The sequence below is a fragment of the Vibrio profundi genome (assembly GCF_005281835.1).
In the GTDB taxonomy this organism is placed as follows: domain Bacteria; phylum Pseudomonadota; class Gammaproteobacteria; order Enterobacterales; family Vibrionaceae; genus Vibrio; species Vibrio profundi.
Window position 1 is genome coordinate 197280 of sequence record NZ_RZIS01000003.1, and the last position, 14194, is coordinate 211473.

13 protein-coding genes are annotated in these 14194 nt (G+C 41.8%); 7 read left to right on the forward strand and 6 right to left on the reverse strand.

Going from position 1 to position 14194, the window contains the following annotated elements; translation table 11 throughout:
* Positions 1 to 194: 194 nt before the first annotated feature.
* Both ELZ11_RS09655 and ELZ11_RS09660 read right to left on the reverse strand, forming a co-directional pair.
* Positions 195 to 1238 (reverse strand): sulfate ABC transporter permease, encoded by a 1044-nt coding sequence (locus ELZ11_RS09655; RefSeq protein WP_137357199.1) that lies wholly within the window; start codon positions 1236 to 1238, stop codon positions 195 to 197.
* Positions 1235 to 1684: a hypothetical protein gene (locus tag ELZ11_RS09660; RefSeq protein WP_244291638.1), complete on the reverse strand. Its 450-nt coding sequence runs from the start codon at positions 1682 to 1684 to the stop codon at positions 1235 to 1237. The genes ELZ11_RS09655 and ELZ11_RS09660 overlap by 4 nt, the downstream gene beginning before the upstream one ends.
* 108 nt (positions 1685 to 1792) lie before the next feature.
* Here ELZ11_RS09660 and ELZ11_RS09665 point away from each other — a divergent pair, with 108 nt between their 5' ends.
* On the forward strand, positions 1793 to 4420 hold the full coding sequence (locus ELZ11_RS09665; RefSeq protein WP_244291639.1) for a hybrid sensor histidine kinase/response regulator: 2628 nt from the start codon (positions 1793 to 1795) through the stop codon (positions 4418 to 4420).
* Between the two features lie 42 nt (positions 4421 to 4462).
* On the opposite strand, the gene ELZ11_RS09670 is transcribed toward ELZ11_RS09665, so the two are convergent.
* The 4 genes from ELZ11_RS09670 to ELZ11_RS09685 form a co-directional block, all read right to left on the reverse strand.
* Positions 4463 to 4699: a hypothetical protein gene (locus tag ELZ11_RS09670; protein WP_137357200.1), complete on the reverse strand. Its 237-nt coding sequence runs from the start codon at positions 4697 to 4699 to the stop codon at positions 4463 to 4465.
* Between the two features lie 695 nt (positions 4700 to 5394).
* A complete protein-coding gene (locus ELZ11_RS09675) occupies positions 5395 to 6312 on the reverse strand; it encodes a DMT family transporter (RefSeq protein WP_137357201.1) in 918 nt (305 codons plus the stop codon).
* A 232-nt stretch (positions 6313 to 6544) separates the two neighbouring features.
* Positions 6545 to 7171, reverse strand: a complete 627-nt coding sequence (locus ELZ11_RS09680) for a D-Ala-D-Ala carboxypeptidase family metallohydrolase (RefSeq protein WP_137357202.1) — start codon at positions 7169 to 7171, stop codon at positions 6545 to 6547.
* A gap of 148 nt (positions 7172 to 7319) precedes the next feature.
* Positions 7320 to 7634, reverse strand: coding sequence for a DUF496 family protein (locus ELZ11_RS09685; RefSeq protein WP_032550242.1), 315 nt, complete (start codon positions 7632 to 7634; stop codon positions 7320 to 7322).
* 196 nt (positions 7635 to 7830) lie between these two features.
* Between ELZ11_RS09685 and ELZ11_RS09690 the strand changes: the two genes are divergently transcribed.
* From ELZ11_RS09690 to luxQ, 6 genes are all read left to right on the forward strand, one after another.
* Positions 7831 to 8034, forward strand: a complete 204-nt coding sequence (locus tag ELZ11_RS09690) for a hypothetical protein (RefSeq protein ID WP_137357203.1) — start codon at positions 7831 to 7833, stop codon at positions 8032 to 8034.
* 65 nt (positions 8035 to 8099) lie between these two features.
* The gene (locus ELZ11_RS09695; protein ID WP_137357204.1) at positions 8100 to 8756 is read left to right on the forward strand and encodes a YceH family protein; all 657 of its coding nucleotides are present in this window, start codon (positions 8100 to 8102) and stop codon (positions 8754 to 8756) included.
* The gene (locus ELZ11_RS09700; RefSeq protein WP_137357205.1) at positions 8756 to 9061 is read left to right on the forward strand and encodes a GIY-YIG nuclease family protein; all 306 of its coding nucleotides are present in this window, start codon (positions 8756 to 8758) and stop codon (positions 9059 to 9061) included. The genes ELZ11_RS09695 and ELZ11_RS09700 overlap by 1 nt, the downstream gene beginning before the upstream one ends.
* A gap of 70 nt (positions 9062 to 9131) precedes the next feature.
* Positions 9132 to 10265: a conjugal transfer protein TraF gene (locus ELZ11_RS09705; RefSeq protein ID WP_208746702.1), complete on the forward strand. Its 1134-nt coding sequence runs from the start codon at positions 9132 to 9134 to the stop codon at positions 10263 to 10265.
* 248 nt (positions 10266 to 10513) lie between these two features.
* The gene (locus ELZ11_RS09710) at positions 10514 to 11611 is read left to right on the forward strand and encodes an autoinducer 2-binding periplasmic protein LuxP (RefSeq protein WP_137357207.1); all 1098 of its coding nucleotides are present in this window, start codon (positions 10514 to 10516) and stop codon (positions 11609 to 11611) included.
* Entirely contained in the window at positions 11611 to 14193 is a 2583-nt protein-coding gene (gene luxQ / locus ELZ11_RS09715; protein WP_137357208.1) for a quorum-sensing autoinducer 2 sensor kinase/phosphatase LuxQ, read from the forward strand. Before ELZ11_RS09710 ends, luxQ begins: the two co-directional genes overlap by 1 nt.
* Position 14194: the final 1 nt, after the last annotated feature.

Below are 14194 nucleotides of genomic sequence, written 5' to 3' on the forward strand. Positions count from 1 at the left end.
AAAAATAAAAGCAGTTGATTCGACTGGTTTTAACTTGTTAATAGGATGATAGTCACAGTTTTGTAGGGTGTTTCACCTATTGACTTTTTTAATGAATACCACTTAATTTGCGATGATAACGATCACCTTCAATCTATATTGATGTCTGTGTGCAATATTATGAATTTTACTGTGATATGTAGCACGTAAAATGCCTAGAATGTGAAAGATAGGCCGATCGAATACACGTTCACTTCTGTTTCAATTCCGTTGAGTGGATTTTGAGGTTCAGAGAAATGTCCACTATTCGGTTCTTCTCTTCCCCAGACATGTTGCCATTCAAGGTATGCGCTCAAATTCGCAATAATTGAGTACTTGGCACCGATAATCAAAGACTCATTGTCGTCTAATTTCCTACGTTGGCCATAAGTGATGTAAGGGGTCCACTCGTTAAATAGATAGTTCATGCTGAAATACCAATTGGAATGTAGCTCATTAGAAAACACAAACTCCGACATTAGGTTCACGTTACCCCATAAGTACTGCCCACCAATGCTGAACATATTGAGTTGATCGTTAACCTTTGGCCCGCCGTGTATGTCTTGAACGTAAGAGGAGTGAATATATGACATCCGAATCAACCCATGTTCATTGTTTAGATCAGCGGTAAAGCCTAAGGTTTTGTCTGCTTCAATATCAAAGGAAAACCCGTAGCGCTCATGAGTAGAAGTGCTGGGGGTGGCGAAAAATGGAGCGACACGCAGTGAAAGGCTTTCTCCAATCCAAGTGTTCCAATCCACTGATATACCATCAAAGTAAGTTAAGCCGAATATGCTGTCGTAAACATCTTGGGGCGGTCTAATCCAAGGGTAAGCCTCTGACACGTAGTAGTATTCGGAAACCATGAACAGAGGTAGCCTTAGTCGACCAATCTTCGTCGTTGTATCGGCGTATTGGTAAGCCACATACGCCCATTCTAAATCAGGATCTGAATAGGTGTTTTTGGGGCTCTTTACCACCTGGACAGAACTCCGAAAGTTTCCACCCATCATCCAATCAAGCTGAACGCCCAGCGTGGTGTCACAGTCGTAACACCATTCATCAGTAAAATTGGAGTGGTAGAACACGGGAATGCTTTGGTCGGTAACAACCGCGGTTTGTGTTCCGAACCCGCTAAGCCGTATGTCATCAGTGAGCTGGAATGCCGCTAATGAAACGGGGGAGATGGTAGCCAACAAGAGTAGAAAGTATTTTTTCATAACTCTTCCTTAATTTTTATTGTATAGAGTATTTTGACGTTGTTTGGTAAGTGTTGTAGCGGGTAATAGGCGATGCCCGTAGGTGTTTTTTTAAGCCAGTTGATGACACTGTTAAGGTCATTCTTTTTTAGTTCAAATGGGGCGGTGGCGCGGCCAGAGAAAGATTGCTTTGCCCAAATAGACTGCATTTGAGAAGGGCTTTTATTCAGAAGGGAAGAATAAAACCTTTTTCTTATATTTGAGTCAGATGGGAGATCAAGCAGTTTGGCACTGTTGCCATTGATAGAAGTGATATTCCCTTTATACAGCATTTTGACTTGAACCTTTTTTAAAGGTTTTAAGTCGTGATTTAGGGATATGACAGCGTATTCCTCTGCGTATGATTGAGAGAAGGCAAATATTGCTAGTGGAGCGACGAAATATGACCAAAATGACTTCATTGTCATAAATTATTATTTACCTTAAATCCATTTAGGCGGTTCAACATTTATTTATTGTCTATTATTACCATAGGCTAGGTGAAATTACTTTCAAGGAAGGGAGTGATTATTATAATGATAAATATATCAATAAAATTGCGTCTTATCTTACTTTCTATCGTTCCCGCAATTATAATAATTGGCTTTAGTATAAATGAGGTAATTAACAACAAAGAGAGAATGCAAAATTTTGAAGTGACTTTGATCAAGACAAAGGCACTCCACGGTTTTGGCTCTCTTACCAACAACATCTATAACGCTTTGATGATCAACCCCGAGCTACAGTCTCGTTCTTATTTTATAAATCAAAGTATTAGCAACCTGCAAGGGATTACTGAGCTTGAAAACAAGCTGACGCAATATCAAGGTTCGACTCAGCTATCGGCAGTGTTAGATGAATTGGCAGAAGTGCTAGCTGAGCTTGCGAAAACGGATGTTCAAGACCAAGTATTTGTGGGTGAATGGGCATTCGATGTGATGCAGGATTTGTTGTTAGAGCTAACTCGAATTGACTCTAATATTTCAGATAAAGAAATTGCGAGGACTGATCAGTTATTTCTAGACTTAAGTAACTTTACATTTTGGCTTCAACGTGAGGCATGGCTTAGTTATATCATCTACTTAGATCCTGCGAGTAAAAATGAAAAGATCAGTTATTTCTATCAAGCAGTCGAAAGGCAAACTCAATATTTAGAGAACTTTTTATCGTTAGGTGCGACTTCAGAACAAATCAATGAACTGCTGGCCATATTTTCACAAGAAGAATATCAACTTGGGCTGTCAATGCGAGAGAGTATTCTTCGCCAGACAACGTCTTCGAAGGTACTCTTAAACTATATTCAGAATCTGGAGCAGCGCCACAATCAACTTACCGAACTAATTGTTCTATATACCAACGGGTTAGATGAACAAATCCAAAATGGTATCAAGCAAGATCAGAGGCACAATACGTTGATTACTTCGATTGTGACTTTCTCGACGCTCTTCATGCTCATTATCGGCACCACTACCTCTCTGCGCTTGAACCGCAAGCTTTCACGTATCGTTGAAACAATGCGACAACACAACGGTGGTGAAGGGGAGCTGAAACAAATTCAAGTGGATGGAAGCGATGAACTGGCGGTATTCGCCCGTAAAGTGAACCAAATCATGGCTGCGGAGCAACAACATATCCATGAGATCATCGCAGCCAAAGAAGATGCGATTTCAGCAAACAAAGCCAAGAGTGCCTTTTTGGCGAATATGTCACATGAGATTAGAACGCCGCTCAATGGTATTATCGGTATGGCCGAAATCCTTTCCCAAAGTGATTTAAATGCCAATCAGAAAGAAGTTTTAGCGGACATCGATTCATCATCCCAGTCTCTACTGGTGCTACTGAATGACATTTTAGATTTGTCTAAGATCGAGTCAGGAAACCTTACCTTAACGCCTCATAATGCAGATCTGAAAGAAACCGTTTACGACTCTGTGAGTGTTATTCTTTCCAAGTCGATTAGCCAACATATTGAGCTAGAGATTAATCTAGATCCAATGTTGCCGCAGCAACTGCTGTTTGATGAGTATAGATTGCGCCAAGTGCTGACCAATTTATTGTCTAACTCCATCAAGTTCACCCCAGCAGGAACCATTACTACTTCAGTTCAGTATCTCCCTATTTCAGCCACGAAAGGTATTGTTGAATTCAGTGTTAAAGATAGCGGAGTAGGGATTGACGATGAGAAGCTAGAATCGATTTTCGAACCATTTACCCAAGAAGATGGCAGTATCACTCGCCAATTCGGTGGCACTGGGTTGGGGCTAGCGATTTGTCGTCAATTGGTAGATTTGATGGGAGGGACAATCGACGCTTCTTCGGTCAAAGGCGTTGGATCTACCTTCAAATTTGAAATCTTGGTTGATGTCGTTGAAACCTCTTTGGCGATGTACACCAACCTTAAGCAAGCATTGATCATTACGAACTCGTTTAATTATGTCGATCAGCTTAAACGGGAATGTAACAGCTACAGTATTGACGTTTCCTTAGCTCAATCAGTCCAAACTGCCCAGTTTGAAGGAACGGACTATGACTTGATCTTGTACTGTCACACATTGCATCACTCGCTTGAAGGGGACCTTGAGTTCTTAAGCCAACACCAAAGCTTGAGTAAAGTGATTGTTTGCCAACACCACTTGTTTAAGTCTGCGGCCAACATAGACAGTGTACATGCAACACACACATTGCCATTCCTAGGAAAGCGTTTCCAAACGAGCCTAGACCGTTTAGATCTTCTGCAACACGATAATGTTGAGCCAGTTCCTGAAGTGGAAATGAAGCGCTCAGCTAATCGACGTATTTTGATCGTGGAAGACAATTTGATGAATCAGAAAATTGCCAGTTTCTTCTTAGAAAAAGCGGGCTACGAGTATTTGATTACCAGTAATGGTCAAGAAGCCGTTGATGCAATAACTCAGGGAGGGGAGTTTGATGCAATATTGATGGATTGTATGATGCCAGTGATGGATGGTATAACAGCGACAAAAACGATTCGCCAATGGGAAAAAGAACAAGGTGTTGCGAAGCTACCGATCATCGCTTTAACAGCCAGTGTTCTCGATGAAGACATTCGTCATTGCTTTGAAGCTGGGATGGATGCTTATCTGCCAAAGCCTTACAAATCCCATCAACTGTACGATTTATTCGACAATCTACAGCTAGCTTAAGGAGGTAAACCGCAGTATGTGTCGGTTTACCTCATCAATTCGTTATCTCACTTCTAAGCCTAGATTGTATTGAGCTAGGCACCTCACTACATAGCTAACTTTCAATATTGCAGCAATCAGGATAGTACTGATGTGGGCGGCAATTTGGACTGGAATAGAAAACTGGTCGGCTAATGGGTAAGAGATAATGACGCTGACCACCATTAATAGAGCGGTTACAGCTAAAAGTGCGTTAGATGCTGAAAGTAGAGTTTTGAAGCGTTGAGTCATTTTGTTCATTTTGAACTCCAAATAGAATTGAATCTTATTTCAAGTACTGCGAGAACTGTGCCAGATTTTAATGTCTTTATTTATCAGTGGTTTAGTTGTGTTTTTCTGAAGTGTGTAGTCATATTTACATGTGTGGTTACGGTGTCATTATGACATAAAGGTGTCAATTGGTGCTTGGTGAGCGAAATGCCTGACTTGGATAATGACCAAGCACCGTGTGAGATATCTCTTACAAATGAGTGCGAGCATGACTAGAAATTACTAAGCAGATTGTTAGTGGATGCTTGTAATTTGCTGATTAATAAGGGTTATATATTTTATCTATTGTTTGGGCTCTCGATTGTTTGAGAAATTGACGATTGAGGGAAGGGGGAAATACCTTATTATTAAGTTGTCAGCAGGAAGCAGACACGGAACAGGAAAGACCCACGGATAGGTCATCTTCAGGACGAAGATTAGATGATTCAGGATGAATTATCTGCAAAGGATGCAACAGGACACCACTTAAGGATTAAGTGATGTGAGCTAACTAGGATAGTTGGCAGGCAGGATAGCCGAGGACACCGCTAGGATGGCGATGAAAAGGAATGCGCTGAAGGATACAGCACACTATCAAGGAATAGATGCAGGGAGCACCTATTAGTAGCTGGATTGCTGCGAGTAAGAACAGAAACCCACCAAGTGAAAACTTGGTGGGTTTTTCTTTATTTCAGTTTAATAATCGACAAGATTACCAGTGTCATTCCAGCGGCATGAAACATAGTGAAAGGTTCGCCTAAGATAGCGATTGCAAAAATAGCGGTAATGACAGGACCGATATTGCTGGTTAAGCTCAATAGCGAAGGTGTGAGTCGGGCCATTGCTGCTGCGACAAAATAAGAGGGCAGTACGGTACAAAAAATCCCTAAGGCCACGCCTAGAATAACTAGCTCTTGATTGAGTGAAGTCATGTCTAAACCTGATACCTGCAAGTGAATCAAGATAGTGACTCCAGCACTCCCCATTCCGATGCTTGTAAATAGCTGGCTGCCAATCGCAGTGATGATCCGTTTACTTAAGATTAAGTAACACGCAAAAATAAAAGCGGAACTTATCGCAAGGCCGCTACCAAACCATACTTGACTTCCTAGGTACGAAAAATCGTGCGCTACAATTAGGCTGATCCCTAGATAACCGATGATAATGGCTGAAACGGTTTTTCTGTTTGGCTTCTGTCCATAAAAACACCAGCTTAATAACACGACAAAAGTTGGAAATAAGAAGATCAGTAGCCTTTCTAATTGCGCAGAAATGGATGCTAGTGCGGTGATATCCAAGTAGCTCGCTAAGTAATAGCCAAGTATGCCAATAGCAGCAGCTTGCCATCCATAATTACGGATATGTTTTCGATTTTGTTCGCTTCTAAGGCTCCAAATCAGCATCACCAGATAGAGTGGCAGTGAGCTAAATGCCCTTAGTGACATGATTGACGTGGCATCGCCGCCATACTGATAAGCGAGCTTGATGAGAACAGGTTTAATTGAAAAGAGCGCAGCGCCGATAAGTGCGAAAATAAGCCCTTGTTTGTATTGGCTTGAGGTTGTTGCATTTTCAAAAGTGCTATCGACGGTTTTTTCTGACATGTGCTCGCTTCCTTGTTGAGGGCTACGAGCGAAAGCAAAAGAGGGGAAACCCTGGCTGTCTACTCGCAGCCAGGTATAACTAATCCTACCGGCTACGTGGTATAAGAAGTAACAGCCAAAGGTAAGAATAGTTAGTGTTCATAGAATCTCTCATTTGATGAAATTTCAGCCTACTAAGGTTTTGTAACATGCACAAGCTCTCATTTACTTATTTAGTCAGGTGAGCTTAAGGTTACCAGCGGCGAAACCCACACGTATCTATATGAAAACGTAATCCGGAATACAAACCTAACCCAACGTCATATTTCTGCCCGACTTTATTGTGTATGGCAATGAGCTTTTTATGAAGTTCTGCGCGGTCTATTTCTTGTGACGGAACTAAGTCTAATGCACAAAAGTTGAGATGTTTACTTCGTGCTGCGCCCCCTGCCTGTTTGTTGTAGATATCGGTTCTTTCGCCAGAGACAGGAATCACTATACCTATTTCGGGTTCAATATATTCTTGAATGAACTTAAGTGTATTGATCATTGTTGAAATATGATCGCGGTGCGGCAAAGTGAATAGGGCTGTGTTACTCATTACCCAGTCTGTACCTTGAAGTAAAATTAAGTGGAGCGGCATGCTCTGCTGGATTCCAGCATCACGAAGCTGATTGCCAATTTTCTTGATTTTGTCTTCCGCGTGATTGAGTAATACCCAACCTTGAAAAGCGGTGCGCGTTGGTACTTTATACCCATGAACATCGACAACCAAATCATCATAAGAAAGCTCCTCTTCAACACTATAGAGTTTGGAGAACTCTTCTGGCATCGGCTGTGAATTAATCACTAGAAGGCTCAACAATAGGCTTAAGCTCATAAACATAATCCATACGAATGAATGAACTCTGAGTATAGACGTCAATAACAAAAACGATGATATAGGGGGAGAGGAACGAATTAGGATGTGGTTACTGCAGATAAAAAGAAACCCACCAGAAGGTGGGTTTTAAGACTGTTCGCTCAGGTTATTTTTTACCTTGAGTTTGCTTGTCTTCTTCAGTTAGTTCGCGGATGCGACGGCTGATGTCACGGCGTGCTTTAGAGATTTCAGCACTCTTGATGATGTGATCATCAACGCGATCTTCGTAGTCCGCTTTCATGTTTTTGATAATACCTAAGATCTCGTCATGAGACATTTCTGGCTTGATGTAGTCCAGTAGGTTATCCAGTAGGTCAACACGCTTACGGTTGTCACGAACTTTCTTTTCGTTGTCTAGAAGTTCACGTTTCAGTTTGTTCTTACGACGTGCTTGGTTAACGATTTCAAATACGCTGCTCATAGATTCCTTTTCCTAATCTTGATAATACGTTGTCTGACGACGATTAAAGCACAACAAAACGTGATGTAACAGTCTTTAGATCAAAGCACACATGGAGTTGACTGAATAATCATCAATCTCGCCGAGCGGTGATTGTGTTTTGTTGATGTATCACGATATTATCCAAAGCAGAAAAACTATCTGAATGAAAATACTAATGGATCAGCAGAAATTGCACGACGAGTTTGATGATGAAGAGCAATACATTGACTTGTCACCAGATCAAGAAAGAATCAGAAGTGCTTACGTCAAAGAGCGTAAGCAGCTTGAAGTCATCGAAATCGAGTTAAACCGTTCTAAGATTATTATGATTGATGAACAAGGCCGAAAGAAGAAAGTCCCTATTTTGTCCGAGCATTAATGTTTTGCTCATCAGAAATGAGCAAAAGTTTGGATGGATTCGTAGACGAATAATAAGGAAAAGGTATGAATGTTGAGCTTTCCCCAGTAGAAGCACGTGTAATTGGTTGTCTGATTGAAAAAGAGGTGACGACCCCTGATCACTACCCTCTGACTTTGAATAGTTTAACTACTGCATGTAATCAAAAGAGCAACCGCGAACCAGTGTTAGCTTTGTCGGAAGCTGAAGTTTTAGATACGGTTGAAGGGCTTATTTCTCGCCGTTTAGTGAGCGATGAAAGCAGTTTTAACAGCCGCGTGAGTAAATACCAGCATCGCTTTTGTAATACCGAGTTTGGTGACCTGCAATTTACTGAGCAAGAGCGCGGTGTTATTTGTTGTATGTTGTTACGTGGCGCGCAAACCCCGGGTGAACTTAGAACGCGTACCAACCGTCTAGCGTCATTCTCAGATGTAAAAGAAGTGGAAGCGGTACTCGATGCGCTTGCTCAACGTGAAGCGGGTGCTTTAGTTGTGAAGTTACCGCGTGAAGCAGGCAAAAGGGAGTCTCGCTATCAACACCTACTTAGTGGAGAAGTTGACATTGAGGCGTTTGTTTCCTCTGCACCTGTTGCTTCGACATCTCCAGCTAATAATGATCGATTAACTGAACTCGAAAGTGAAGTATCGAGCCTTAAACAAGAACTCGCTGAATTAAAAGAGTTAGTGAACTCGCTTATCTGATGTCAGATAAATCAAAAAATACGGATTGGGTCGTTTACCTGATCCGTAATCGCCACAATGCGCTTTATTGTGGCATTACCAATGACCTACCAAGACGCTTCGAGCAACACCAGTCAGGAAAAGGTGCGAAAGCCTTAAAGGGGAAAGGCCCGTTAAGCTTAGTATGGCACCACACTACCGAGTCAAAAAGTGCAGCTTTGAAGATGGAGTACTCCATTAAGCAGCAACCCAAAGCTAAGAAAGAAAAGCTAGTGAGATCACAATTATCCATTGAACTAATCGATGGTACGGTAGTCTATAGCTAGATTTTATGTTCCTGTCTAATTTATAGACTAACCTTATGATGCTATTTAGAATTATAAGGTTGATATGGATATGAAACAGCTAAATAAAATGGCGCTAGCAGTGGGTTTTGCTTGTGCGTCGATGTCAGTTCAAGCTGCCAATCATGTTGCAGATGGCCGTGGCAATGCAATGGGTAATACCGGCGTAGCGTCGGCAGATTATCTTGTTGCTCCTTTCTATAACCCAGCTCTGGGTGCAAATTTTCGCGAACACGATGACTTTGGATTATTACTCCCAGCGGTTGGCGTGAACGCGAGAGATACTGATGAATCATTGGCGACACTCGATGACTTACAGGACTCGATTGAAGAATTTGAAAGTAACCCTTCTCCAGCTGTAGAAGCTGAATTGAACGGGTATTTAGATGATTTAACGGGTAATAAACCTGTTGTAGTAACCGCGGGGGCGGGTATCGCAATAGCATTACCTATTGAGGCTGTATCGACCAACCTGTTTACTCGAGGTTATGTGGAAGTCATAGCATCAGCCGATATAGACGACAACCCAAATACAACGTTGAGATATGAGAATTCGACGGTTGAAATGGCGGCTTTTGGGTATGCGGAAATTGGTATATCGTTTGCTAAAGAGTTTGTGATTCAAGAAGAGCGAGTATCATTTGGTATCTCTCCAAAATACCAAGAGCTTACAACCTATTCCGCAAGCTCTAAAGTTGAAGATTTCGATCTGGATGATTATGACCAATCTGAAATGTCAGAAACCGCATTTAACTTTGATATAGGTGCGGTCTGGTATAGAGAGAACTTCCGCGTCGGTTTCGCAATTAAAGATGTACTGGCACAAGAAGTGGCGTTTTCACAGGGGACAACTGGGGTATATGAGCTAAATCCGCAAGCAACACTTGGCTTTGCTTATGCTCATGAATATTTTACATTGGCGGCTGATGCTGACTTAACCAGTCAAGAGCGCTTTAAGAATGTAGATGATGACACCCAGTTTATTCGTTTCGGTATTGAAGGTGATGCATGGGGCTGGGCACAGCTCAGAGCGGGTTATGAAATTGATATCGAAGATACGTTAGATAACTCTCTAACAGCAGGTATTGGGATTAGCCCTTGGGATGTGGTTAGTTTAGATCTTGCAGGATCATATGCTGGTGACAACCAATTTGGTGCTTCTGGGAATCTTGCTTTCACATTCTAGAATCCAAGTTTGTTTACAATGATAAAGCCGCCTTCAAGGCGGCTTTTATGTATTTGCACTCAACAATAGTGACTGGTTATCGTTTATTCAGATAACGATAAAAATTATTGTGAACACCATACTAATTAGCGGCGAGAGCTATCATTTTGTTTATTTGTCCCCCATAATATATGCACGTCATCGCACGAATGGCGATTGGTTAGGTTACAAAAATGAGCCAAAGTAGCTCATCACATAATGAGAATTAAATGAAACGTTCACTGTTGTTAATGGGGCTGGCGTTTATTGCGTCTCCCGTGCTTTCGCACGGCACCCATGTATTGAATGGATATTGGGAATACAAGGACTACTTAAAGGCCTTCCCAGAACAAAATGCTTTAACGGAACAAATGAACGATGTCGTTCAAAATCACCCCGTTCCTCTCACTATCACTCAAAGTAAACCGATTACGATTTCTGTGGTATATCCGGGCCAGCAAATATCAGATTATTGGAGCCGGAATATTACAGCGTTTGAAAAGCGCCTTGATAAACTCAACATCAATTATCAAATCAATCAGGTGTTCACTCGCGTAAATGCTGACATTGCTCAGCAGAGCATCTCATTGCAAGAAGCGATAGAAAACAAAACCGATTACCTCATTTTTACCCTCGATACTACCCGTCATAGAAAATTCATAGAGCATGTTTTGAGCTCTACAGAAACAAAGTTGATTCTGCAAAATATTACTACACCAGTTAGAGCTTGGAAGGAACGTCAGCCTTTCATGTACGTCGGATTTGATCACGCAACAGGAAGTTTAAAGCTGGCTGAATACTTTAAAGAAGCCTCTAAAGAATCTAGCCAATATTCAGTGCTATACCGCTCAGAAGGCTATATCAGTGATGCGCGTGGTGACACTTTCATCCATGAACTCACAAAAAACAGCGATTTTAAACTTCGTTCGTCTTTTTACACCAAGGCTACGAAAGAAAGTGCATATAAAGCTGCTAAGCTTAGTATTGAAAAGAATGAAGACTTAGATTTTATCTATGCATGTTCTACAGATGTAGCTCTTGGAGCAGTTCAAGCTATTCGTGAGCTAGGTAGAACTGATATCATGGTCAATGGATGGGGCGGCGGTTCTGCTGAATTGGAAGCGATTCAGAACAATGAATTAGACGTGACTGTCATGCGTATGAACGACGACACCGGTATTGCCATGGCTGAAGCGATTAAATGGGATATTGAAGGTAAGCAAGTTCCAACGGTTTATTCAGGCGATTTTGCCATTGTTTCTAAGAACGATACACCAAAGCAAATCGCAAAATTAAAACAAAGAGCATTTAGGTATTCTGGTCAATAATGAGAAAACGGTACTCCGAACTGCAACGTCCAACCCTCGCTAAACTTATTACTCGAATCATTATTCTTGTAATAGGGATGATGGCAGTTGGAGTGCTGATTCAAAATTATCAAACCAGCAGTAAAATCATTCAGCAAGAAACCAGCAGAACAGTCAAACAAACATCGAGCTTGATTCAGAATATGTTCGATTACCGCTTGTCTGTTCTGCAACTTCATCAAGACAGCAGTTCTAATAGCCAAGCCCTCACAAACTTCTTTACAACGAAAGACCAAGAGTCATTAAGTTATTACTTCTTTGGCATCGATCAAAAAGAACCGGACCACGCGCCAGATCTACGTTTCGTCACTACTCATGATGGGATGGTGTGGAATGATGGTAATTCTCACTTCTATGGCCTCTCTCAAGACAATCTAGCGACGTTAGCCAATAAGGTTGCATTTAGCAGTAATTGGCATTTCATTAAAATCGATACTGACATTGGTGAACGCCATATTTTGGCTCGCCGTACCCCCGTTATCGCTCCGGAATCTGGAGAGGTTTTAGGCCAGCTTTATATTGCCATTATCTTGGATAATAACTTCTCGCTGGCTGAGTCGATTCAAAAAGGCAGCAACTGCGAAAACATCGTGATTGAAGCTCATGGCAAACCTGTCACATCGACGTTCTCCGGAAAAGAAGAGTATTCCGTTTCAGATGTTCTTAATTACACCACGCACGACGTCGACTCCCTAGGTCACTTTGTCACGATCACAACGATTCAGATTAATTCAGTAGAAACTCCCTTAATTATCCGAGCCGTTCAAAAAAACTCGAATGTTATTGAGCTTGAGAAGAACCATAGGCAAGCGCTATTGCTGGTGATTTTCGGTATTTTGATGTTGTCGATTCTAGCGCGAGCTTGGATTCAGAAACGAGTATCTGGCGAACTTGATAAATTGATGGATTACACGCGTTCGGCTAGTAACGCTGAAAAATTCAATGAATTCGATGGCTCGGCTATTTATGAATTCGACCATATTGGCCGTACACTTGAGGGGACTTTTGAACGGCTAGTGGAGCAAAACCAAAAACTCCAAGATTTGTTTAATTTTGCGCATTCACCAATCTTGGTGTGGTCAGACACTGGAAATCTGATTCAGATGAACCCGGCGGCGGAGCTAGAGCTATCTAAAGTTGATGCAAGTGATGATCAAGCTTCTCCAGACTTCTCTCCGGCTAAAACCTTTGAAAATGACATGCTGCAACACATTAATATGGTGGTGCAGGGCGCAACGCTCACGGGGATTAACGTTCCTATCGGTAACAAAGTCTTTAGATGGAATTTGTCACCGATTAAAGTGGAACATGGCATTTCTGGGGTGGTGGTTCAAGGACAAGATATCACTAAGCTGATTGATGCAGAAAAGCAGAGTAATTTGGCTCGTAAAGAAGCCGAGCAACTCGCCAGTGTTCGCGCGGACTTCCTAGCGAAAATGAGCCATGAAATTCGCACCCCGTTAAACGGCATTCTAGGTGTAGCCCAACTGCTTAAACGTTCTATTCACAATGAAGCCAATGTCGAGCAAGTGGATATTCTGTGTAATAGCGCGGAACATTTGTTGGCCGTGTTGAATGACATTTTAGATTTTTCAAAGATAGAACAAGGCCAGTTCCACATTCAACAGAAAGACTTCAAAGTGGTTGAGTTGGTCAACACTCTTGAAAAGATCTATCAGCCGTTATGTGTTGAAAAAGGGATCGAGCTTAAACTCGATAACCCTATAGCGAAAGAAACTGAAATTTATACCGATCAAGTTCGTTTGAATCAGATTTTGTTTAATTTATTGAGCAACGCTATCAAATTTACTCCGAGTGGAGAGATTTCAGTCGAGCTCAATTTGGAGACGGTACCTAACTCGACGAAGGGCGAATTCTCAATTGTAGTCAAAGATAGCGGCATTGGTATTCGCGAAGACAAATTGGATGCGGTATTCGAACCATTTGTTCAAGAAGAGCCGACGATCACTCGTGAGTACGGCGGAACAGGCTTAGGCTTGGCAATCGTTAAGAACTTAGTCGATATGCTTGAGGGTGACATCAAAGTCAAAAGTGAGAAAGGCAATGGCTCGACGTTTATTGTCGATATTCCAGTTGAGATTCGCTTTGCGCCAAAATTGAGTTCCGTTGCGGATAGTGAATCTGAGTCTACGGATCTGTTTGATGACGCACTCAAAGTTTTGCTGGTGGAAGATAATCACACCAATGCGTTTATCGCTCAAGCATTTTGTAAGAAATACGGCATGATTGTTACTTGGGCCAAAGATGGTCTGGAAGCGCTTACCTCACTAGAATCAGAATCCTACGATTTGATCCTAATGGATAATCAGTTACCAAACTTGGGCGGTATTGAAACCACTCAGCGTATTCGTGATGAGCTGAAATTGAATACGCCTGTATACGCCTGTACGGCGGACACACAGAAGTTAACTCGAGATAGCTTTATGTCGGCGGGGGCGGATTACGTGATCGTTAAACCTATAAAAGAAAACGACTTACACCAAGCGTTCGTCCACTACAAACAGTCATTTTTACGAGCCTAGA